Genomic DNA, 23283 nt, shown 5'->3' on the forward strand with positions numbered 1-23283 from the left:
GAGATTTAATTATCCTAACCCCATCTTAATGATGGGGTTTTTCTCAATTGTATCGTAATTGAATTTTGATGCTCTTTGAATTATTGATTCTATAAGAGGGAGATTTAATCAGAATAAATTCATTAAAGATAAGAGATAGTAGGAATATTTTGCTTCAACAAAATTAACAAGCCAATGATACACTATGTACTTTTCAAATTTACTTTGAACAATAAATTACTTTATAAGTGAACTTAGAAAAATGAAAGATGGTAGGAGATAGCTCGCATGCTTATATTTTTTATCCACTATATATCCAGAGCTTTGCGATATACCTATACAGAAATAGTTCCCACTTCTCCAAGTAATGCAATGACGTCTATAATAAACGTGTAAACACAAAGACACCCGAGTATAAGGAGATTCAGGAAGAAGTGATATGCTCGGCCACAGTTGTAGATTATCTACCTCAGACTTTCTTTTGTTAAGTATTACAGCGGGAAGATGGTGCTAAGTAGTATTTCGGTCTAACAAAACTTCTAACCAATCTACTAACAACATCCAAATATCAACAAAATTTTAGAAGTAACTATACACTTATAACACGCGATCTATTGCCAAAAGACCCCAGGAAAACCTTATAAATCTATGCTGGGTCGCACTCGTAATGCGTGGGCCTGAGCAAAATAAACAGGGCACCCTCTGTTGGGTGCCCTGAATTTTTTGTTTGAGCGAGATTCACTGGTCAGTCAAAAGTTCTACAACTCTAAGAAACCAGCGATTCGTGCTCCACATCAATGTTTTCCTGCTTTTATATAATTATTTCCGTTATGAATAATTGCGGATATTGAGCAAATAGATGAAAAATAGACTTGCGTAAGTAAGCGGCAACGCTGGATTCTGAGACCATGGCATGGGAGGGCTGTTTGCAAACAGCGTAAAAATGGTCCCAAGGTTCGCCTGCAAGCTGGAGGTGACGAGTTGTAGGAGCCCCATTAAGCCCCATTACAATGCACTGGCACATCCAGTCTCAAATCCATACTATCCGAAATGGAGCAGTAGCCCTCATTCACCACTAGTACAAAGCGCAAGTTCAGATACAAGCCTTGGCCCCAAAGCAGATCGAGGCATAGAAATTGAGCCGGTTCTTCTTTACCGTACAGTGGAAGAGTTGTGTTTATTTCATATGATTTACTTGATAAAGAAACTAGGGCCCAAATGGACTGGATTTAGGTAACGAAATGAAATGTGTACAGTAATCGAGTTGAATACCATATAGAGGACACGCCTCATTGATAGCGTGTTTTATTATGGCTTTAGCCAGTTTAGTGCGTGAAACGTGCGAAACAAAAATCCACCCGCTATGTGGGTGGAGGGAACGAGGGTTTGATCACCAAGACCAACAGGGGGGTGTACCTCAAGAGCAAACCACCCGTTGGACGGGTGGTCCTAATTATTCTATAGTAACAAATTTATCGACGAAGTCTTGTCGGTCCGATTTGTTGAAGTGGGGATCACTTATCTTTTCTCTCCATATATCATTTGAAGTAATTGTACTAAAGTCAACGTTGTAGAAGCTTTCTATCTCACCCTTAGTCAAATCAACGGAATATGTCTCTCCATCATAGGGAATGGTCATATCAACTGTAGCAGTACCTGGGAACTGTTTAAATAATCGAGTAGTTTCCTGCATGAGCAACTTATTGATCTGATCTCCAGTAGCAAAATAATCTACATAATCCTCGTTAGAAATCCCAGAATTCGGATTGGCGTCTTTATATTCAATGAAGTCTTTAAAGAAAATCACACTTATACTATCCGTTCCGACTTTGACTTCCTTGATAAAAGTTTTTCCCGTAAGATTCGCTGTGTAGGCAAGTACCTCATCTTTGGATAATGGCGATTGATCAGAGGCTACTGTTTGTGTTGGTTCTGGGGTTGACTGGGCTGTGGGCGCAAACGTTGGCTCAGAAAAAGGAGTGGTCGTTGGTTCTATAGTAGCTTCTGCAACCACTTCTTCTTCAGGATTTACAGTGGCAATAGCTATGGTCTGATCATTAAGTTCTTTATCATTGCCCAGGTTACCAATACCTCCAATAAGGAGAATTAATAGTACCCAGAACCACCATTTTTTATAAATCGGCTTTTTCACTCTTTTCCTCCTAAGTACGATAATAATTTACAAAATAAGTCTAACAGAGCTAGTTAAATATTACCATGCCTATTAATCGCACGACGGATGCTATCGACAATGATCTGACTCACGGATCTCAAACTGTAAAGCAGCCGCTGACTATGCCTGCTTGAGTAATGTCGAAATCTATAGCCATTTAGGCCTTGGATATGGCCGTAACTCTGAATATGGGGGGGATACCGGTATTGGACTGCCTGTAGAACAGAAAGCCAACCTGTTCCGCTCCTTCTCACAAATTCATGAAAGACGCTCAACGGGAAGCTATAGCGGTGCCGGACTTGGGCTCTCTATCTGTAAACAGCTAGTCGAGTTAATGAACGGCAGAGTATGGCTTAAGGATACCAGCGAGCAGGGCAGCACGTTTTTTCGTTCGCGATTCCTTGCTTTGTGGCAGGTTCGGATGTTGCTCATTCATAAAATTATAATGAGCCCAAAAACTTATTCAATTCCGTGTCAACGCTCCGGGCTCCACTGCCCAGCCATATCAAATGTCCCCATGAGTCAAGAAGGCATAGTCTGGATCCGGGGATATGGTGATGAGCAGACAATGCATGCTCCGGAAAAACAGCCTTATCATTTTTACTGTGCATAATCAGGGTCGGACACAAAATTTTCTGTAGTTTGGAGGGTGTAAAGGCTGCACTCTGTTCAAGATCAAGCATGAACCCATGGCCGGAGCGCTGGCGCTGATTCATGGCGACAAATTGGTCAATATCCTCTTGGCTGAACTGTTGCAAGACCTCAGGTACGGGAAGGGTACTGAAGGAAGGTGCCATCTGTTTTAGAATGAAATTTGGAAATGTACGGCTGAAGAAGGAAACAAGCTTCCATGTATATTTTTCTGTGGCCGGATGGAACAATATTTTGGCCATTCTATAAATAGCGTCTTTAGGAGTATGCCATTCCTTGGATACGGCAGACTGAAGGACAAGACTGCTGACGCGCTCGGGATAGAGGGAAGCGAAGGTTAGACCGCTGGGTCCGCCAGCTGATACAGCAACGACATGAACCGTACATACATCTAGGTGATTGATCAACTGCAGATAAGCCTCACAAGCCGTATTTAACGAAAGTCCAAGTTCTTTGCTTGTTAAGCCGTAACCAGCCCGCGAAGGAGTAATAATCGAATAGCCCTGCTCCAACAGATTCTTGTATCCAAACTCTTCATGACAATTGGAATGCCCACCATGAAAAAGCAAAATGGGCTTCCCTGCTCCGGTTATTGTATATTCAAGGAATGTCCCATTGTCTAGCTCTAATGTCCGGGTGCTTCTCAGCATATCTCTCTGCTCCCATTCTTATCAAAAGTTAATCCCATCTTACCCGAAATAAGTGAACAGAGGGAAGCATAACCACTTTATTTTACCGATCGTCTAATTCTCACATATTCCCTGGGGTGATAGGGTACGCTAATGGGGAGCGGATCAGTAAAGCTTTCAGTACGGATACTAAATTCTTCAACGGAAAAGCTGCTTGTTTGGGATACTGCCGTATTAGGAGTTAATAACTTTTCCATTTTCCAGCCGAGTATCAACATGCCGGCGAACAGGAAAATGCTGCATATTATTTTACGTATTAACATGGGGAATGCCTCCTTTTCACACAGGCTCTCCTGATGCTTCCCGGATTATTCACCGCAAATTGCCTTTACATTCTCCTTCGGTGACTATATAATTGCAATAATTGTATACGGAGTTAACCGGAGGAGCCTGCCAACAGCGGGCTCTTTTTGTGTTTTTTTGCTGGAATAAATTTACTGCTGCGGAGGTATTGGAATGGAAATGAACAATGAGAGCATTATGGTATGTGTGCATTATGGCCCCCACGGGCAGAGGTTAATACAGCGTGGAGGACAATTGGCCAAATTGCTCAAGGCTCCGCTGATTGTGCTTACAGTAGATGCATCCGGAGACAATGAATATAACCGGGAGAAGCAGCAGTACCTGTCTGGCTGGGAGAAACAGACCCAGGAGGCCGGCGGACAATTTGTGATCCGCAAATGTAATGGCAGGAAAACGGCTGATGTGATTGTGGAGACTGCAAAGGATAATAAAATAACGCAAATTGTACTCGGACAGTCAAGCCAAACGCTGTGGCAGGAGATTACACGGGGAAGCTTCATCAATGAGCTGCTGGAGCGGATGGGCCCGATTGATCTTCATATCGTTGCGGTGCAGCGCTATCCGGAGCTGCTCGAAAAGTCCCATGAGCAAGGATTCTCTGCTTATCTGGTCAAAGAGGGCGACCGCCATATCCTTATGGATGAACCGGATGGAGATGAAGCCATGAAGGGGGTCTTCTTCCGTGAGCTCGATACGGATTTCAATACCGGCCTGTTCAAAATCGTCAGAAACGGTGAAGCGCAATATTTGAGGATTGTACAGAACGAATGGGTTAAGCCCCGTTAAGCGGATTATACCAAAACTAGAAAGGGGGATTAAGCCTTGCTGCATATGATTATCCTGCTTCCGTTTTTGCTGGCTGCGCTAATGCTGCTGATGAAGCGAAATAAACGGTTCCACCTGGGCTGGATCGCTCTGCCCCCTCCCGCAGCTCTCTTCATTTATTTCCTGACGAGAATTCCAGCCATCCGGGCTGGCGAGCCTATTGTTAACAATATCAACTGGATGCCGTCCTTTGGGGTAAATATTTCTCTGGTGCTGGACGGACTCAGCTTGCTCTTTGTCCTGCTGATTACCGGAATGGGTGCCCTGGTTGTGCTCTATTCCATTTATTATCTCGATAAGCTGATGGAAGGAATCCGCCAGTTTTATATGTACCTGCTCATGTTTATGGGAGCAATGCTGGGTGTTGTCCTGTCAGATAATCTGATGGTGCTGTACGGATTCTGGGAACTGACGAGCATTTCTTCGTTCCTGCTCATTGCCTTCTGGCACCGCCGGGAAAGATCCTCCTATGGAGCATTGAAGTCCATGCTGATCACAGTGTTCGGCGGTCTGGCGATGCTTGCCGGATTTAATCTTCTGTATATAATGACCGGCACTTATAGTATCCGCGAGATTGTTGCACAGGCAGGGACCTTGACCGAAAGTGCCATGTTTATCCCGTCCATGCTGCTTATTCTCCTGGGTGCCTTTACGAAATCCGCCCAGTTTCCGTTCCATATCTGGCTGCCTGATGCTATGGAAGCGCCGACTCCGGTAAGTGCATACCTTCACTCGGCTACCATGGTTAAGGCGGGGATCTATCTGGTGGCGCGGCTCACCCCTCTATATGCCGGAGCATCCGAGTGGTTCTGGCTCGTTTCTGTCACAGGACTGGTAACTCTGATCTATGGTTCGTTCAAAGCCATCCGGCAAACGGATCTCAAGGCCTTACTCGCGTACTCCACGATCAGTCAACTCGGATTGATCATGTCTTTGCTGGGACTCGGGTCGGCGGCAGCCTTCTTTACCGGCACGGGGGATGCGGTTTTTTATACGATGGCTACTACTGCAGCGCTCTTTCATCTCATTAATCATGCTGTATTTAAAGGCAGTCTGTTTATGGTTGTGGGCATCATTGACCACGAGACGGGTACCCGTGATCTGCGCAAGCTTGGAGGGCTTATGTCTCTCATGCCAGTCACCTTCTCTGTCGCATTGATCGGGGCGTTCTCCATGGCTGGATTGCCGCCATTCAGCGGATTCCTTAGTAAAGAAATGTTCTTCACCTCTATGCTTAATATCCGGGAGTTTGACATCCTGAGCTCAGGATACTGGACGCAGCTCTTTCCGGTAATTGCCTGGATTGCCAGTGTGTTTACCTTTGTATATAGCATGATTTTTGTCTTCAAGACCTTCCGCGGCAAGCTGAGGGAAGACAAACTGGATAAAATTCCGCATGAAGCTCCACTGGGTCTCTTGCTGTCACCGGTGATTCTAATTTCACTTGCTGTAGTGTTTGCATTCTTCCCTGACCTGGTCTCTGCTACGCTGATTGAACCGGCAATGTCTTCCATCCATACGGGGATACTCGCACCGGAAGAAGCTTTTGAAGTTTCTATTCATTTCTGGCATGGCTGGACACCGGAAATCTTCATGACCCTCGGCGTTATAGCCGCAGGTACACTGTTATTTAGAATCTATACCCGGCTGCGGGTACTGGACCGCGAAGCAAGCGGACGCAATACGCTGAACCGTATGTATGACTTCTCGCTAAGACTGCTGGAGAATGGTTCAAGACGTTTGACTGATGCCTATATGACTGGTTCCAATCGCCATTACCTGCTCTATATTTTCAGCTTTTTCATCATTTCGTTACTCACAGTTCTGCTGCTGCAGTCAGGCATAAGCTTTGGCATGGATCAGTATGCCTCATTGTCTTTTTATGAAACGGCTGTTGTAGCAGCAATGCTGTTGGCTGCCTTTGCTGTTCCATTTGCCAAGTCACGTGTTAACGCGATTCTTTTCACCGGTGGTGTAGGGTACATGGTGACGCTGCTCTTCGTTCTTTTCCGGGCACCGGATCTTGCACTCACCCAAATGATTATAGAGACCGTATCGGTCATTCTGTTCCTTCTTTGTTTCCGGTATTTACCTAAGCTGAAGAAGCAGAGAGAGCCGCTGCGCTTTAAGCTGCCCAATCTGATCATAGCGCTTGGAGCCGGCATTACAATGACGTTGATCGCTCTGGCGGCTATGGGTACCAGTCCTTTTGAACCTATCTCCGAGTTTTTCCTGAAAGAAAGCTATAACCTGGCTGGCGGCAAGAATGTTGTTAACGTCATCCTGGTAGATTTCCGCGGGTTCGATACCTTGTTTGAAATCATGGTGCTTGGCATCGCCTCACTGGCCATTTATGGTCTGATTCATTTGAGAATGGAAGAGGAGTTGCCGCCGCTCCAACCCGCCAAGAATGAAAAATTACCGCTGCGCAGCAATGACGTGATTCTGCAGACAATGTCCAAGGGGATTGTCCTCATTATTCTGATATTCTCCCTGTATCTGTTCTTTGCCGGACATAATCATCCGGGGGGAGGCTTTATCGGGGCTTTGATGACTTCTGCTGCGCTGATCCTCATTACAATCGCATTTGGAATGGATCAGGTACGTAAGGTGTTACCTGTGAATTACCGGCTGCTTACAGCTTCCGGACTCCTGCTGGCTATTCTAACAGCGTCAGGCTCATTCCTGTTTGACGCTCCTTTTCTAAGTCATGCTTTCGGCCATTTTCATCTGCCAGTGCTTGGCGATACGGAGCTGGCGACTGCCGTCCTGTTTGACCTTGGCGTATACCTGGCCGTGGTCGGTGTAACGATGAACATCATTTTATCGATCGGAGGGGAAAAGAAATGGAACTCCTAATGGCGGTTGCGGTCGGCATTCTCTTCACGATCGGTGTGTACCTGATTCTGTCCAAAAGCCTGCTGCGCATTGTGCTGGGAACCTCCCTGCTGACGCATGGTGTCCATCTGCTGCTGCTCACAATGGCCGGGCTCAAAAAGGGTGCAGCCCCTGTGCTGGGCAAAGCGGATACTTATGTTGATCCGCTGCCGCAGGCATTGATTCTAACCTCCATAGTTATCAGCTTTGGGGTTACAGCCTTCTACTTCGTACTCGCGTACCGGTCTTACCAGACGCTGGGTACTGACGAAATTGACAGCATTAAGGAGGACAACGAATGAGCAATCTATTGGTACTCCCGATTCTCATTCCGCTGACTACGGCTGTCATCCTGATTTTTCTCAAAGAGAAGATCCGGCTTCAGCGCGTGATTAGTGCGCTCAGCGGTCTGCTGAACATTCTGGTTGCAGTGCTGCTGGTTTCACGTGTCCACTCTGAGGGCATACAGACCTTGCAGATGGGGGGCTGGGCTCCTCCGTACGGGATTGTATTTGTAGGTGATATGTTTGCTGTATTGCTGGTAATGATGGCTTCGATCGTCAGCTTTGCGATTCTGTGCTACTCTTTCAGCAGTATTGGAGAGAAGCGGGAGCGGTTCTATTATTATACGTTCTTTCAGTTTTTGCTGGTCGGGGTATACGGCTCGTTTCTTACCGGAGATATTTTCAACCTGTTTGTCTTTTTTGAGGTCATGCTGATTTCTTCTTATGCGCTCATCTCACTCGGAGGGACCAAGCTTCAGCTAAGAGAAACATCGAAATATCTGCTCATCAATATCGTATCCTCGACACTGTTTGTAGCAGCGGTAGCTTATCTCTATGCAGCAGTAGGAACACTCAACATGGCACACCTGTCCCAGCGTATCGCTGAAGCGGGACAAGGCGGCGTGCTTAATGTGATTGCTGTTTTGTTCCTGATTGTATTTTCCCTAAAGGCAGGGCTGTTCCTGTTCTTCTGGCTTCCAGGGTCATACAGTGCGCCTCCGGCGGCTGTTAGAGCGTTGTTCGGTGCACTGCTGACCAAAGTGGGACTCTATGCAATCATCCGCACCTTCACGCTGCTGTTTGTTAACGATCCCGGCTTCACCCATGACTGGATTGCCTGGATGGCTGCTGCTACCATGATTCTGGGCAGCCTGGGGGCAGTAGCTTATAAGGATATCCCGAGGATTCTGAATTATAACATCATTATCAGCGTTGGATTTGTAGCCTTTGGACTCGCTGCAGGGACTGCAGATTCACTGAATGGGGCGGTCTTCTATCTGCTGCACGATATGCTGGCCAAGGGACTCATGTTTATTCTGGGCGGGATGATTATATCCGCAGCCGGAACTGACCGGCTAGGCAGTATGGGCGGGATGATTAAAAGGTATCCGTTCATCGGCTGGATGTTCTTTATCCTTGCTCTTGCCCTGACAGGTATTCCGCCGCTGAGCGGGTTTGCCGGCAAGATTCTGATCATCCGCGGAGCTCTGGCTGAGGGAATGCTGACGTTGTCCTTAATTGGACTAGGATCGAGCTTACTGGTGCTGTATTCCCTGATGAAGGTGTTCAGGCTGGCGTTCTGGGGAAATGAACCGGTGAATGAATTGCCTAGAGTGAACTTGAAGGCTGCATCGGCTATTGCCGCCGGACTCCTGCTGCTTGTGATTGCTATGGGGGTCGGTGCCGAGTCCGTCTATGCTTATGTATCGCAGGCAGGCGAGGTTTTGGCGTCACCTGCGCGGTACATTGAAGCCATAATGAAGGAGTAGAGAAGATGGCCCTACAATTCCTCTTAAATCTGTTGATTGCCTTTCTGTGGATGGCGATAAATAACGATGGCTCTGGCTCAAGCTTCATAGCGGGCTACGTCATCGGTATTATATTATTGCTGATTTTGACGAAATCCCTGGCCCGGACCCGGCCATTCTATCTCATACGTATATGGGCTATACTGAAGCTTCTGCTGATCTTTGCCCGTGAACTTACGGTCTCGAATTTCGTGGTCATCGGCCATATCATCCGTCCAAAGCTGGCTATACGTCCCGGTATCTTTGCTTATGAGACTGCCTTGACCTCGGCTTGGGAGGTTACGCTGTTATCGTGCCTGATCTGTCTGACGCCGGGAACCCTGACTCTTGATGTTTCGAAGGATGGCAGGACGCTGTACATTCATGCAATTGATATTAAAGATGCAGAGCTGCTTGTCGCGCAGATTAGAGGCACTTTCGAACAAGCGATTATGGAGGTGACCCGGTAATGATCCAAGTTATGCTAACCGTGGCAATGATCATTCTGGCGCTGGCGATGCTGGCATGCCTGTTCCGTCTCCTGAAAGGGCCAACCCGTTCAGACAGGGTTGCCGCGCTCGATACGATAGGCATTCATGTACTCGCAATGATCACTGTTTTCTGTATGCTGCTGGATACCCAGGATTTTCTTGAAGTTATTCTGGTTATCGGTATTCTGACGTTTATTGGAACAACGGCACTGGCCAGATATATTGAACGGGGAGCCGTTATAGAGGATGGAGGGAACCCGAATGACAGGTGAACTGATTAGCTCCATTCTTGTGGTGATGGGTGCAGTCTTCTGCGGCTTAAGTGCCTTCGGCTTGGTCCGGCTGCCTGATGTGTACCTGCGTTCACATGCGGCTACCAAAAGTGCAACCTTCGGGGTGCTGTGTCTGCTGACAGGAGGCTTCCTGTACTTTTGGTTTAAAGACGGAACGGTTAATATCAAGCTGCTGCTGGCGATTGTTTTTGTATTCATCACTTCACCGGTGGCAGGCCATTTAAATGGCCGGGCAGCCTACCGTTCCGGAGTTCCCTTATGGAAGGGAAGCATACAGGATGATCTGAAGGTCCTGGGGGAAGAAAGTCAGGAAACGTCTGCAAAATAATACTTCCAGGTTATATGGGGTGAATCTCGGGAAAAACGAGTAGGGCTACTTTCAGGCCCGAATCCGGCAGCTAACCCCGCAAGCGTTCATGAGAGGATGCACTGTTTATGCCGCATATTGAAGTGAATGGAACGTCGCTATATTACGAGATGTCGGGCAACGGTCTGCCCATTGTTTTTATTCATGATTATTCGACCTCCCATCATCTGTTTGAGCCGCAAGCGGATTATTTCAGCAAGCGTGCGAAAGTGATCGTATTTGATCTAAGAGGGAACGGGCAATCGGGGAAAATGGATGTGGAGATTAGCCGGATCGTAGACACACAATGTGAAGATTTGAAGCTGTTATTGGACGCTTTATCTGTAGAGAAGGCTGTGATCGTAGCTTGTTCCAGTGGTGCTGTGCTCGCCCAGCTCGACAGACCGCACGAAGGAAATTGCAGCAGAGTATGGTGCGGTCATTTATGACTTTGAATGGATCGGTTGTTCAAGGAACTGAACAGTGAGGGAAGGGTAACCTCAAGCCTCCGGCGAAACCGGCGGGTCCGGCGGGACTGCAATATCCAGTGGATCGGCCCACTTCTTCGTAAACGTGCATTTTCCCATAGCCGGATGTATCTACGGCCAACTGCCTTCGCAGGCAGTTGGCCGTTTTTGATGCGAAAAAACGCAAATAAGTAATTTCACACATTTATTTCGTGGAACACGAATACCATTAAAATATATAAGTCCACTAGAAAGAGGAGAGATGTTATGGTTCGCCATTACACGCAGCTGGAATTGATCACGATATCGAAATTACCTCCGACCACAGTGAAGAGATGGCTAGAGTATTTCTCTTATTTTGTAGCCGCGACCCGTCAGGGAGACCAGGTGCTTTACCCTTATGAAACTTTGAAACTACTGAAGCGGATCAGTGAACTGCGTGCAGAGCGTTACCATCTTAGTACCATTGTTCGTCTGCTGATTGAAGACGGCTTTCCGATGTATGGCAAAGAGGACAAGAAGGAGTTGCAACCTCCTCCGCCAATGGAGAAAATCAGCGCCGAGCCGAAGAAGCCGGACAGACAGCAGCTGCTTGTTGCTTCCCTGGCGGCGCTTGCCGATGAGCTTAACCGGATTGCGGATCATCTTAACCACTTGAAGGTGCAATAAATACATTCCGGCCCGAATTCAATGAGCGGCAGCTTCATGGTTTGAGCTTGTCCATTTTGCTTAGACTCAGCCACTGCCCCCGCGTAACCGAGGTATCGGGAGTAATGCCCAGATGCGCGGACATTAGACGTGATTTATGAGGTGGTGAAATCCGGTTGGAACTTAAGATACCGGATGATTATCAAGAGGAATCATGAACGATACTGTCGTGCCCCTGCCCGGTTCACTCTGGATAAGAAGACCCTGGCCATACCGCTGAACCAAGCGGCGGTTGGTATTCCTTAAGCCGATTCCCCCGGTGTTATGCCGGGTAAGGCTTAGGAGGTTCTCAATCTCGGCAGCCGGAATCCCTTTGCCATTATCTATAATCTGTACACAGGCGCCAGCTTCCGCCTGATATATGCGCACCACCAGTTCGCCGCCCTTCGCCCGGCTCAGCAATCCATGTCTTACTGCATTCTCAACGAGCGGCTGGATGGACAGCGGAGGAAGCTTGAAACGGAGAGCGGGCTGGATCTCCCACACCACAGTTAACCTGTCTCCAAAACGGACTTGCTCAATGAATAAATAGGATTTCACCAGGGAAATTTCATTCTCCAGATCCACCAGCTGATTCGTATTAATGAAATCAACGCTATACCGCAAGTAATCTGCAAATGCACCCGCTACATTACGCATCTGTTCCATATCAAATTCACTCAGGGCCATAATGGAGTTGATGGTGTTGAATAAGAAATGCGGTTTGATCTGGGCCTGCAAGTAGGCTGTTTCCATCCGCAGACTTTGGTCAATCGATTGTTTCAACGAAATCAATGCCTGCACTCTGTACTTCAGCTCTAATCTTTCAACAGGTTTGGTTACATAGTCATTGGCTCCATGTAAGAATTCTGTATATGACTCTTCTGAAATCGAATGGGTAATTAACAAGAGTATCGGCAGCTCCGTAATATCAAAATGTTGTCTGACCTGCTTGGTAAGCTCATGTCCTGACATTTGCGGCATTTTCACATCGGCAATTAACAAATCCCAGGAAGCAGAGCGGATCAGTTCAAGGGCTTCATGGGCACTGGAGACCGCAGTTAATCTGTAATTTTCTTCATAGAGAATATTAGCCAACACTTTCAGGTTCACCGGATCCTCGTCCACAATTAGAATATTGGGTCTTGCCATCTCATAGAGAGGCCCGGACGATCCTGCACGGACCACTTCAGCAGATCCTTTATCTTCGCTAATGTTGCGGCGTTGTTTAACCCTAGAGGCTTCAATAATAATCTCTCCTTGCTCCGTTATACTTAATTGCGTTATGCAGCAAATTAAATAGAATTTGGGATAATCTTTTTTCATCTGCATATACGTGTGAGAGTTTTGAAGAGATAGTTAACCGGGAAAATCAACATATAAATGCTATAAATGGAGAGGGTTGTCATATAAAACCGAAAGTCCTTCCAATAATGTTGCTTGCACATTCCTTTGGCGTAATGGTTGTTAGTGCAGCTACCTCACTCACATTTCCGTTTTTCTTCTGCTCGCTTTTTTCCCAAGGTTAGATGCCTCCCTCGAGCATAGTGTAAACGTCTTAACTGAACAATAAATGAACAAATTTTGTGGGCTTTGATGGCGAAGGCAAGGCTGTAACCAGTCTCGGGCGCAACCGGCTGGTGAAACGAAGCTGTAATTTTGAGTGGATAGGCGCAGTGTTCCTTACTTGAACAAGGATGGAGCCCGACTAGCCCCGGGTGAAGATCAAAGCGGTGATCCCGTAAACGTGAGAGATCCAGCAGGTTGATTTTTATTGCCCAGCTATCATTAGGTGGCAGACATTGCAGCCATGTAAAAGGTAATGAAGCCGCTGAATCCGTTCAGCGGTTTTTTTTCTCAGGTGAATTTCAGCAGAAACAGCATTGACTCTATCTATGTTCCCTAACTATAATATTAATATAATAGTAAATAGATTAATGTTTGTGTTAACTAAATGACACGAAGCCGGACTGGAAGATTTGTTCGGTATAATAATTCCCTAAGGAGGGCTTAGCTTGTCTCAATCTATACCCGCATACACCGGTTATCTCTTAGTTCATTTCATCGGGGAGCAGCCGGATGGCGAACAGGTCTACTTCTCCTACAGTGAGGACGGCCTGCACTTTAAGGATCTGAACGCGGGTCTGCCTGTTCTGCGCTCGGAGCTCGGGGAAAAGGGAGCCAGAGATCCCTTTATCATCCGTTCGCCGAAGGAAAGCAAATTCTATCTGATTGCCACCGATCTGCGCATTGCCAACGGCAAGGGCTGGGGTGCAGCCGTGGAGGCCGGCAGCCGCGATATTATCGTCTGGGAATCTGCAGATCTGGTGAACTGGTCACAGCCGTGGGCAGTTACGGTCGGTGTGGAGGGCGCCGGATGTGTATGGGCTCCTGAGGCGATTTACGATGAGGCTGCGGATGAATTCCTGGTATTCTGGGCTTCGGCTACTCAGGAGCCGCATGAGAGTGAACGGAAGCATAAAATATACAGCGCGCGCACGAAGAATTTCCGGGAATTTACGGCAGCAGAGAAGTACATTGAGCGCGACAATCATATCATTGATACGACAATTATCGCTGCTGGCGGGAGGTACTACCGTTTCTCGAAGGATGAGACAACTAAGAATATCCGGGTGGAGCAAGGTGCGTCGCTGGATAAAGACGCCTTCAGCTTTGTGGATGCGCCGGTTCTGGAGGCCATTATGGGCGTGGAAGGCCCGGAGATTTATAAGCTGAACGGCCGCGGGGAATGGTGCCTGATTGTGGACCGTTATGCGGAAGGGAAGGGATATCTTCCCTTGTTAACGTCTGACCTTAGCAGCGGCGATTTCCGCGTGCTTGCAGACAGGGAGTTCGACCTTGGTGTAAACACCAAACGCCACGGCGGAGTCCTTCCGGTTACTGCCGGGGAACGCAGCCTGCTGCTGGCGGCCTTCGGGGACGGACATAGCTACATAATGAATGAAACAATCACCAACCCGGTTGTCCTACAGCGGGCAGACCCCTGCATTTACCGGCATAGTGACGGCTATTATTACTTCACCGCTTCGGTTCCCGAATATGACCGGATTGAGCTGCGGAGAGCCCGGACGATCGGCGGACTTACAGCCAGCGAGCCTGTCGTCATCTGGACGAAGCATACCACCGGTATTATGAGCGGTTATGTATGGGCGCCGGAAATTCATTACATCAGCGGGAAGTGGTACATCTATTTCTCCGCCGGCAGTGATGATGCACCTTTTGCACAGCGTCTGTATGTACTGGAGAATGCTTCTGACAATCCGCTGGAAGGAAGCTGGGAGGAGAAGGGGAGAATCTATACCGCATGGGATACGTTCTCGCTGGATGCCACTACCTTTGCGCATGCGGGATCGCAGTATCTGGTGTGGGCGCAGGAGGACCCTTCGGTTCAGGGGAACTCCAGCCTGTTTATCTCGAAGATGGCTAATCCATGGACGCTGGAAGGTGAGCAGATCCTGCTGACCCGGCCGGACTATGAGTGGGAGACGATTGGATACCGTGTAAATGAAGGGCCTGCTGTTATGAAAAAGAACGGAAGAGTTCTCCTGACCTATTCGGCCAGCGCGACCGATCACCATTACTGCATGGGCCTGCTTACCGCACCGGATGACAGCAATCTGCTGGACCCCGGCTCGTGGACGAAATCCCCGGTCCCCGTCTTTACGACCAGCGAAGAGAACGGCCAGTACGGTCCGGGACATAACAGCTTTACGGTAACGGCAGATGGAACGCAGGACCTGCTTGTCTATCACGCCAGAAATTATAAGGAAATAGAGGGAGATCCCTTGAATGACCCTAACCGTCATACCCGTGTCCAGCCTGTGGCATGGGGAGAAGACGGACTGCCGGTATTCGGATTGCCGGTGCCGGATGGCCATGAGCTAACTTTATAGAATGAGGAAGGGGTACCCGGCATGCGCCAAGCAGCCGGGTGCCCCTTCTTGCTGAGCAATGGATTATCCAAATAGTGTTCCCTAATAGGGAAGCAAACTGTAATAAGAGCAAAATTTGCTGTATTCACTGCATGTTCAAACGGACTGGAATACGGTTTACTAGAGGAGGAAACAAGCTAACCCGAGGGAGGAACTACAGTATGACACAAGCTATGCAGCGTCAGGAAGTCGTATCCATACGCAAAAATGAGGCATTTGCCGCAGTTGCCGCGCAGCTGGAGCCCCGGCTTATTCACCGGGAATGTACGCCGAAGCAGATCGTCCGGATGATAAGGAATGAACAGCTGATCCATGGCTGGCAGGCAGAAGCGGTGCAACACGTGCAAGACCTGCCCGGCATGTCATTCGGCAAAGGTGAAGAGGTGATTCTAGATTTCGGCGAACATCTGGTCGGAGCTCTGGCAATCCGGATCGTTCCCGTCGGCAGCCCGCCGGATGCCCCGCTGCATCTGCAGATTACACTTGGTGAAATGCCGGTGGAGATGGCGGAACCCTTCTCGGAATACAACGGATGGCTTAGCAGCTCCTGGCTGCAGGAGGAGCGGATTCATCTGGATGTACTCCCCGCTGCCCTGAAGCTGGAACGAAGATACAGCTTCCGGTATCTCAAGCTAAAGGTTCTGGATACCTCGCCCAAGTACAAGGTATCCTTTGCCGACATCAGCTGCACAGCTGTAACCTCGGCCGACCGCTCTGCGTTATCCGCCACGCTCACCTCTGCGGACGCGGAGCTGCAGGTGATCGATGAAGTCAGTGTAAAGACGCTGGAGGAGTGTATGCAGGAGGTGTTCGAGGACGGGCCCAAGCGGGACCGCAGACTATGGCTTGGTGACCTGCGGCTGCAGGCGCTCGCCAATTATGAGACATTCTCAGGCAACGGTCTTGTGAAACGCTGTCTGTACCTGTTCGCGGCTTATCCGGATGAACGGGGCAGGATCACAGCCAATTTGTTCATGAAGCCGCAGGTCATAGCGGACGATACGTATCTCTATGATTATTCACTCTTTTTTGTCTCTGTGCTTCACGATTATTTCCTGGCTACCGGTGACCGGAATACGCTGGAGGAGCTGTGGCCGTCTGCTTACCGGCAGATTGAGCTGGGGCTGGAGCGGCTCGACGAACGCGGAATCGTTGCTGATGACGAGAGCTGGTGGGCCTTTATTGACTGGCACCCTAACCTGAACAAGCAGGCCCCTTCCCAAGCTATCTTAATCTATAATTTGAAGCGCGCGCTGCATCTGGCAGCTTTGCTCGGAGATGAGCGTAAGGCTACGCTGGAGCGGACAATCGGAGAGCTTACACAAGCGGCGGCGGAGCATTTATGGGACGCCCAATCCGGCTGCTTCATCAGCGGCAGGGACAGACAGATCTCCTATGCGTCACAGATCTGGATGGTGCTGGCTGAAGTTCCGGAACCGGAGCAGGCGAAGGCGCTCATGCTGAGGCTGCTGGAGGACAAGTCTGCGATTCCGATGTCCACACCTTATATGGTTCATCACTTCATTGAGGCGCTGATTCAGGTAGGCGAGAGGGAGACAGCCATCCGGGAGATCAAGAAGTACTGGGGGCAGATGATTAAGGACGGAGCGGATACGTTCTGGGAGCTGTATGATCCAAACGACAAGAGCTTTTCACCTTACGGCAGTCATCTGATTAACAGCTATTGCCATGCCTGGAGCTGTACTCCGGCTTATCTGATCCGTAAATATCAGCTGTAGAAGCAACTGGATAAGGCAGCAGCGCGAACAACCTGAGCATCCGCAGCAAGCGGCGTCTCAGGTTGTTTGGTTATGCTTGCGGTAGAGCAGCGGAGTTAACCCGTAGCGCTCAACGAATTTCTTGTGGAAAAAGCTCAGGCTTTCATAGCCGCATTCACCGGCAATCTCTCCGATAGAGCGGCCGCTGCTGGTGAGCAGGAGAGCGGCATAAGCCATACGGTGCTCCTGCACCAGCTCCCCGAAGGTTTTGCCGGTGCTTTTCTTCAGCAGATTGCCCAGATAATTCGGATTGAAGTTAAAGTGAGCAGCCAGATCCTTCAGGGAACAATGACGGAAATGCCGTTCGAGATACTGCAGAATCTCCAGCAGATCGGCCCGTTTGGTTAACGGAAGCCCGCTTAAGGCAGGATCTTGGCTCAGTACCCGCATGAGCTCCGTGAATACGATGACCATATAGCCGCTGATCATATCCGCCGAGAACTCACGGGGATCGAAATACTCGCACATAAGACTGGCGAGAATATGGTGAAGGTTCAGGCAGTGCTCCGAGCGGAAGAGAAGATAACGGTCATGGGCGGTGGAAGGAGACTGGGCATTGACCAGAAAGTCGGTTAATCTCCCGTCAATGCCGAGGCGTGTCAGAAATGCCGTGCTCAGCGTTTCCTTGCGCATCAGAATATTAATCAGGATGTCATCCTCATTCAGAATGGATATCGAATGGGGCATATCCGTATCGAGCAGGCAGATCTGCCCTTGAGTCAGCTCGATGTCAGAGCCGCCGATCCTCTGACGGCAGCGGCCGGAGTACATGTAATTAAGCTCGATAAAAGAATGGGTATGCTCCGGCATCGCCGCAAACCTGTGATGCTTGCTGATATGATAATCACCCTGGCGGAAGAAAAGGTGTTCCGGCAGACGCGGAACCCGTTCTCCGGGCGGCAGGGTCATTTCTTGGCCGCCGAACTCTTCGATGTTGCGGCGGGTGAGCCGCTGCTTGGCTTCTATGGTATTATGGCGGCGCAGAGCCTGTTCAAGCTCCCGGTGATCCATCCGGTCCGGTCTCCTTTCCGGCTACACACAGCTTCCGGTATTCTTCCGGTGTGTGTCCCGTCATTTTCTTGAACAGCCGGAAAAAGTATTTGGCGTTATCGATTCCTAAAGCTTTGGCGATCTTATAAATCTTATCCTCACTTGTGCGCAGCAACAGCTTGGCACGTTCAATACGCTCTTTGTTGACATAATCAATCAGATTCTCACCGGTCTTTTCTTTGAACAGAAAACTCAGGTAGCTCGGGCTGATGTAGAACAGACCTGACAGATGCTCAAGTGTGACGGGAGAAGCTATGTTTTTGCGGATATACACCTTCACATTGTCGATGACATTTGGCGAAGAGTACACCGATTGCTCCTTGAGCAAGTCCGCTGCGGAGGTGAGCACCGTCAGGAAGTACAGCCGGATCTCCTCAGCATCGAACGAGATGCTAAGCACGGCTTCCAGGCTCGAAGACGGATGCTGTCCGTTCTGGGCCGGGAAGTAAGCAGCGATCAGCGTTTTGACCTCAGCGATGATATGCCGGCAATTCTCTTTGAGCTGATGAATGGTCGCCGCAGGCTGCCCGCGGTAATAGTCAAAATAATCGAGCACCCCTTCAGTGACCTTTCCAGTGTTGCCCGATTCAATGAAAAAGATCAGGTCCCGGCTGCCTTCCCACATCACGGGCGTGGTCTGGTAGCTGCCGGGATGGTAGAGGAAATACTGGCCCTGGTCTGCGATGGCCCGGCAGTTCAGGGCAGACATAGATTCCTCGCGTGCCTGCTGCAGCCCGGACACAGTGCTTATTACACTGCTGATGCCAATGCAGGCCTGGGGTCCTGTCCCGGCAATCAGCTTCCGGGCTTCTGAGGCGGCCAGTTCCAGGATCTCGGTCTCTGGAAGTGAACTGTCATAGAGCTGGAGAGAGAAGGCCACCTTCCTGCTCTGCGGGTGCAGAAGAAACAGGCGGGTCCCCTCCAAAGCAGGCTCCTGGGCAGCTAATTCTTCCGGTGTATAGAGAGTTAACAGGACCATTCTGCCGGCAGACATGAGATTCCGCATGGGGGCAGAGCGGAACACGGGCGGGTGCTCCACGGGATAAAACCCGGAAATATATTGCAGCAGGGCATGCATATCTCCAAGCAGACTGAGCTGCTCAGCTTCTCTGGTGATGCTCAGCGTCTCCGCCTTGGAGGACTGCTCACTTTCGATTGCGGTTACCGCTTTGGAGATGGCATCAAGGATTTCTTCTTTACTGAACGGCTTCAGCAGATAATGGACTACGCGCGCCGAAATGGCCTCCTGCATATATTCGAAATCAGAGTAGCCGCTGATTACGATAATCTTTTTGTCGGGATATTGGCTTTGCAGCTGCCGGAGCAGGGATTTGCCGTCCATTACCGGCATCCGCATGTCGGTGAAGATCAGATGCGGGTCCTGTGTACGGACGAGCTCAAGGGCATCCCCGCCGTTGTCTGCTTCACCGCAGAAGCTGAGCTCAGCAGTTACGCTGCGGATCTTCTTCAGCAGGCCCTGGCGGATTAAAGGCTCGTCGTCGACAATGATGAATTTGTACATGGTCCAGCCTACTTTCAGTGTTATTTGGAGGGGAGAGTCAAGGTTATGGCCGTACCCGCCGCAGGTTCGCTGGTAATCGCCAGTCCGAAGTCGGAGCCGTAGTAGAGAGCGATGCGGGAGTGCACATTCTTAATGCCGATGCTCTGTCTGCTGCGATGCCCCAGCCCCATGAACTCAGGCTGCAGCTCCAGCAGCTCCTGAATCTCATTCAGCCGTTCGGCGGGAATACCGATCCCGTCATCGCGGATTTCAAAGATAATCCGCCCGCTATCCTGCTCCAGGTAGCCTCTGAGCAGAAGCAATCCGCTGCCCTTCTTGTTCTCTAATCCGTGGTAGACGGCATTTTCCACCAAAGGCTGAAGAATCAGCTTGAGAATTCTGGCTTCCAGCACAGCCGGCTCCATTTCTTTGACATAACGGATTTTGCTGCCATAGCGGATCTGCTGGATGGTCATATAGTTATCGACATGCTGCAGCTCTTCCCGGGCAAGCACCAGCTCACTGTCGGTCTTGATGCTATAACGGAACATGTCCCCCAGGGATTTGGTCATCACTGCAATGCTGTCTACCTCCTCAATCTCGGCGATACTGTTGATAGATTCAAGTGTATTGTACAGGAAATGTGAATTAATCTGGGCTTCAAGCGCTTTCATCTGCGAGTCCATGGTCAGGATTTTATTCTGGTAGCTTTCCCTGACAAAGGTATCGATGTCCTTCATCATCTTGTTGTATTCCGTATACAGGAAGCCGATTTCGTCCACCCGCTGAGGCTCAATATCGGTCGTGATGAACTTTTGTGATTTGTTTTTGCGCATGATCCGGGCCAGACGGGTAATCGGTTTGGTAATCCAGTTGGACAGCAGGACAGAGAGCAGAATGAAAATAACGGCGCAGGTCAGAGAAATGTAAACGATCAGCTTCCGGGATATCCCGTATTTCTCATACAGCCCGCTTAGTGAGATATTGGCGATGACACTCCAGTGATAGACCGGAAGCTTTTGAATCACAGTTAACATGTCCCCGTCGTAAAATTCCAGCTCATCGCCCGCCATGGCCTCCGTTCTGCGGATTAAGGCGCTTGGCAGCCGGGTGTCGGTGTTCTTGCCGGTACTGTCATAGATAATGTTGCCGTCGTCATTCGCCAGGACAAAGTAGCTCATATTGGGTACGGCATCCTGGTTCAGGCCCTTGAAAATATCCAGGCTGCAGTCCAGCATGAATACGCCGAGGAACTCTTGGGTCTTCATATCGTAAAGCGCCCGGGAGAAGACAAGGGAAGGTTCAGAGTTAATGATATAGGGCTTTACACCGGGTTCTCCGATATAAAGCTGGCCTTTGCTGGCTATGGTCTGCTGATACCAGTCATCCTGGAACGGGACATAGCCGACCTGAAGCTCGGCGGTGCTGCCGTAGCTGATGTTTTTGCCGTCAGGGGCAAAAAGATAAATTCCGTTAACATAATCATAGCTGAGCAGCAAATTCTCGAAGATCAGCTTCAGCTTGTTCTGTATAATGAAAATGTCGTAGGAGTCGCTGGTAAGTGCCAGCTTCTTCAGTTCATCACTTACTGTACTGTATGCGGTTGCACTCGAGGACTGCTGCTGAATGGTCAGCGAGATGCGTTCAATATTTCCGAAAATGTCCTCAATGCCCTGAACCGTATTATGAACGGTGTTGGAGGCAACAAGTGAGGTCTGCTGGTTGACCAGATCGGTATAGCTCTGATAGGAGCTATACGTGACAATGACAATCGGAATGACGGAGACAAGAACCAGCGCCAGAAAAAGCTTTGTTTTGATACTGACAAATTTCATACTTGTTTCCTCCGATGTAGAAGACCGTAAAATAGTGCACCTTAAATGCAAAAGTAATTATACCGCTTTCACGATTAAGATATCAATACAGCCACCGGGAAGAAGGGCGGCCGGGAAATCGAAGGTATAGAAGAATAGGGAGGTTATTTAATGAAAACGCGATCAAAGAAACGGACGGGCACGCTGCTGCTGGCGTTAATGCTTACACTGCTTGCCGGCTGCGGATCAGGAAACAACGGGAATCAGCCGGCCAATAATGGGAACGCTTCAACCACACCGGAGGCTGAGGCAACGGCCGCAGCGGCCACAGATACCGCCAGCAGCGCCAAGAAGGTGACGCTCACAATGATGGTATCCGGCACGAAAGCCCCGGACGGACAGGATTTTGCACTCGATATCATGCCTAAGCTCGTCAAGGAGAAGTTCCCTAATGTTACGCTGGAAACCTCGAAGCTTCCGGATGAGCAGTATTTCACTTCTATCCGTACCAAGCTTGCTTCAGGCCAAGGGCCGGATATTTACTGGGTTTTCCCGAGAAATGCATCCCTTGGAGTGCTGGATATGGCCAAAGCTGGTTATGCGGCCGATCTGTCCGACCTGACCTTCTGGGATAACATCAGCCAAGGGGCGAAGGAGGATATGTCTTATGAGGGCAAGCCTTACGGTATCGCTGGCGGCTTGGATTACCTGGGGGTCTACTATAATCAGGACTTGTTCAAGCAAGCGGGCATTACGGAAATGCCGCAAGACTGGCCTTCATTCCTTGAAGCCTGCCAGAAGCTGAAGGACGCGGGTATTACTCCAATCTCACTGGCGGATAAAGACCCGTGGTTCCTGCAGTTCGGAATGTATCAGATTGCCGCGAATGTCGTTTACCCGGATGAAATGGATTTTGACACCAAGCTTCAGGCGGGTGAGAAATCACTGTCAGATCCGAAATGGGCAGCGACAATCTCCAAGATGAAGGAATTGTACGACAAAGGCTATGTGGTCAAAAATTCACTCGGACTTGGAAGTGCCCAAGCGGCTCAGCTGTTTATTGACGGCAAATCGGCGATGATTTTTGACGGAACCTGGGATTATGCTACATTAACGGCCAAAGGTGCAGCTGACTTTACCCGCGGATTCTTCTCCCTGCCGGCGAATGAAGCAGGACAGCCGACTTACGTGTCCGCTGCAACTGCTGCCGGGTTCGCATTGAATGCCAAGTCGGAGAATCTGGATGTCGCCAAAGAAGTGATGAATTATCTGTTTGACGGCCAGTCTGACCTGTTCAAGGCCTGGACCGGAGCGAACAGCTCGATCAGTGTATATAAAGGTGTGGCCCTGAACCATGAACTCTTCAAGGAAGTCAACGATTCCTACCTGAATAACGGAAAGTCCGTATACTTCCCTAATCAGATGTGGCCGACAGGTGTAGCTGAAGAAATGGAAGCTAAATTTGCCGAAATTATCGGCGGACGCAAGACCACTCCGGAGCAGGTTACAGAGGCAATGGATGCGAAGTTCAAGGAATTGTGGAAGAACAAATAAGGTATAACTGATCATTGTTCCGCCAGCTCCGTCAACTGGCAGCCGGAGAGGCGGAACAAT

General features: G+C 49.3%; 18 protein-coding genes, 3 pseudogenes and 1 riboswitch. Of the genes and pseudogenes, 14 read left to right on the forward strand and 7 right to left on the reverse strand.

The genetic code is table 11. The annotated features are described in order from the left end of the window. Positions 1 to 1432: 1432 nt before the first annotated feature. Positions 1433 to 2131 carry a hypothetical protein gene (locus NYE33_RS14840; RefSeq protein WP_341066382.1) on the reverse strand — a complete coding sequence of 233 codons (699 nt, stop codon included), beginning with the start codon at positions 2129 to 2131 and terminating at the stop codon, positions 1433 to 1435. 151 nt (positions 2132 to 2282) lie between these two features. On the opposite strand from NYE33_RS14840, the pseudogene NYE33_RS14845 reads away from it, so the two are divergent. After that, positions 2283 to 2525 (forward strand): annotated as a pseudogene (locus NYE33_RS14845) (ATP-binding protein); the annotation flags it as partial. 67 nt (positions 2526 to 2592) lie between these two features. On the opposite strand, the gene NYE33_RS14850 reads toward NYE33_RS14845, so the two are convergent. Both NYE33_RS14850 and NYE33_RS14855 read right to left on the reverse strand, forming a co-directional pair. Next, the gene (locus tag NYE33_RS14850; RefSeq protein ID WP_341066384.1) at positions 2593 to 3453 is read right to left on the reverse strand and encodes an alpha/beta fold hydrolase; all 861 of its coding nucleotides are present in this window, start codon (positions 3451 to 3453) and stop codon (positions 2593 to 2595) included. 77 nt (positions 3454 to 3530) lie between these two features. After that, a complete protein-coding gene (locus tag NYE33_RS14855; protein WP_341066386.1) occupies positions 3531 to 3755 on the reverse strand; it encodes a hypothetical protein in 225 nt (74 codons plus the stop codon). Positions 3756 to 3948: 193 nt separating this feature from the next. Between NYE33_RS14855 and NYE33_RS14860 the strand changes: the two genes are divergently transcribed. From NYE33_RS14860 to NYE33_RS14900, 9 genes and pseudogenes are all read left to right on the forward strand, one after another. Beyond that, a complete protein-coding gene (locus tag NYE33_RS14860) occupies positions 3949 to 4581 on the forward strand; it encodes a universal stress protein (protein WP_336103361.1) in 633 nt (210 codons plus the stop codon). Between the two features lie 45 nt (positions 4582 to 4626). After that, the gene (locus tag NYE33_RS14865) at positions 4627 to 7479 is read left to right on the forward strand and encodes a Na+/H+ antiporter subunit A (protein ID WP_341068674.1); all 2853 of its coding nucleotides are present in this window, start codon (positions 4627 to 4629) and stop codon (positions 7477 to 7479) included. Beyond that, positions 7467 to 7799 (forward strand): Na(+)/H(+) antiporter subunit C, encoded by a 333-nt coding sequence (locus NYE33_RS14870; RefSeq protein WP_042139027.1) that lies wholly within the window; start codon positions 7467 to 7469, stop codon positions 7797 to 7799. The genes NYE33_RS14865 and NYE33_RS14870 overlap by 13 nt, the downstream gene beginning before the upstream one ends. Next, positions 7796 to 9271, forward strand: a complete 1476-nt coding sequence (locus NYE33_RS14875; RefSeq protein ID WP_042139026.1) for a Na+/H+ antiporter subunit D — start codon at positions 7796 to 7798, stop codon at positions 9269 to 9271. The genes NYE33_RS14870 and NYE33_RS14875 overlap by 4 nt, the downstream gene beginning before the upstream one ends. Positions 9272 to 9276: 5 nt before the next feature. Further along, on the forward strand, positions 9277 to 9759 hold the full coding sequence (locus NYE33_RS14880; RefSeq protein ID WP_042139025.1) for a Na+/H+ antiporter subunit E: 483 nt from the start codon (positions 9277 to 9279) through the stop codon (positions 9757 to 9759). Continuing rightward, entirely contained in the window at positions 9759 to 10052 is a 294-nt protein-coding gene (locus NYE33_RS14885; protein WP_042139024.1) for a Na(+)/H(+) antiporter subunit F1, read from the forward strand. The genes NYE33_RS14880 and NYE33_RS14885 overlap by 1 nt, the downstream gene beginning before the upstream one ends. Further along, positions 10042 to 10371, forward strand: a pseudogene (gene mnhG / locus NYE33_RS14890) (monovalent cation/H(+) antiporter subunit G); the annotation flags it as partial. The gene NYE33_RS14885 and the pseudogene mnhG, both read left to right, overlap by 11 nt. Then, positions 10345 to 10501, forward strand: a riboswitch (cyclic di-AMP (ydaO/yuaA leader). (Overlaps the previous pseudogene by 27 nt.) Before the next feature lie 7 nt (positions 10502 to 10508). Then, positions 10509 to 10868, forward strand: a complete 360-nt coding sequence (locus NYE33_RS14895; protein WP_336103364.1) for an alpha/beta fold hydrolase — start codon at positions 10509 to 10511, stop codon at positions 10866 to 10868. Between the two features lie 285 nt (positions 10869 to 11153). Continuing rightward, positions 11154 to 11555 (forward strand): MerR family transcriptional regulator, encoded by a 402-nt coding sequence (locus tag NYE33_RS14900; RefSeq protein WP_042139022.1) that lies wholly within the window; start codon positions 11154 to 11156, stop codon positions 11553 to 11555. Positions 11556 to 11717: 162 nt separating this feature from the next. Here NYE33_RS14900 and NYE33_RS14905 read toward each other — a convergent pair whose 3' ends face one another. After that, positions 11718 to 12725, reverse strand: a complete 1008-nt coding sequence (locus NYE33_RS14905) for a response regulator (protein ID WP_341066387.1) — start codon at positions 12723 to 12725, stop codon at positions 11718 to 11720. Positions 12726 to 13588: 863 nt separating this feature from the next. Here NYE33_RS14905 and NYE33_RS14910 point away from each other — a divergent pair. The 3 genes and pseudogenes from NYE33_RS14910 to NYE33_RS14920 form a co-directional block, all read left to right on the forward strand. Continuing rightward, a pseudogene (locus tag NYE33_RS14910) lies at positions 13589 to 14257 on the forward strand (glycoside hydrolase family 43 protein); the annotation flags it as partial. Positions 14258 to 14530: 273 nt separating this feature from the next. Then, positions 14531 to 15487, forward strand: a complete 957-nt coding sequence (locus tag NYE33_RS14915; RefSeq protein ID WP_042141453.1) for a glycoside hydrolase family 43 protein — start codon at positions 14531 to 14533, stop codon at positions 15485 to 15487. A 200-nt stretch (positions 15488 to 15687) separates the two neighbouring features. Further along, on the forward strand, positions 15688 to 17265 hold the full coding sequence (locus NYE33_RS14920) for an alpha-L-rhamnosidase-related protein (protein ID WP_341066389.1): 1578 nt from the start codon (positions 15688 to 15690) through the stop codon (positions 17263 to 17265). Positions 17266 to 17322: 57 nt separating this feature from the next. Here the strand turns inward: NYE33_RS14920 and NYE33_RS14925 are convergent, their stop codons facing one another. The 3 genes from NYE33_RS14925 to NYE33_RS14935 are packed head-to-tail and all read right to left on the reverse strand — an operon-like array spanning position 17323 to position 21690. Continuing rightward, a complete protein-coding gene (locus tag NYE33_RS14925) occupies positions 17323 to 18315 on the reverse strand; it encodes an AraC family transcriptional regulator (RefSeq protein WP_042139018.1) in 993 nt (330 codons plus the stop codon). Continuing rightward, the gene (locus tag NYE33_RS14930; RefSeq protein ID WP_042139017.1) at positions 18296 to 19876 is read right to left on the reverse strand and encodes a response regulator; all 1581 of its coding nucleotides are present in this window, start codon (positions 19874 to 19876) and stop codon (positions 18296 to 18298) included. The genes NYE33_RS14925 and NYE33_RS14930 overlap by 20 nt, the downstream gene beginning before the upstream one ends. 20 nt (positions 19877 to 19896) lie before the next feature. After that, positions 19897 to 21690, reverse strand: a complete 1794-nt coding sequence (locus NYE33_RS14935; protein WP_341066391.1) for a cache domain-containing sensor histidine kinase — start codon at positions 21688 to 21690, stop codon at positions 19897 to 19899. 150 nt (positions 21691 to 21840) lie between these two features. Between NYE33_RS14935 and NYE33_RS14940 the strand changes: the two genes are divergently transcribed. Continuing rightward, complete coding sequence (locus NYE33_RS14940) at positions 21841 to 23223, forward strand: ABC transporter substrate-binding protein (RefSeq protein ID WP_076244476.1); 1383 nt, start codon at positions 21841 to 21843, stop codon at positions 23221 to 23223. Positions 23224 to 23283: the final 60 nt, after the last annotated feature.

Source organism: Paenibacillus sp. FSL R10-2199, assembly GCF_038000235.1.
Taxonomy (GTDB): domain Bacteria; phylum Bacillota; class Bacilli; order Paenibacillales; family Paenibacillaceae; genus Paenibacillus_AQ; species Paenibacillus_AQ phytohabitans.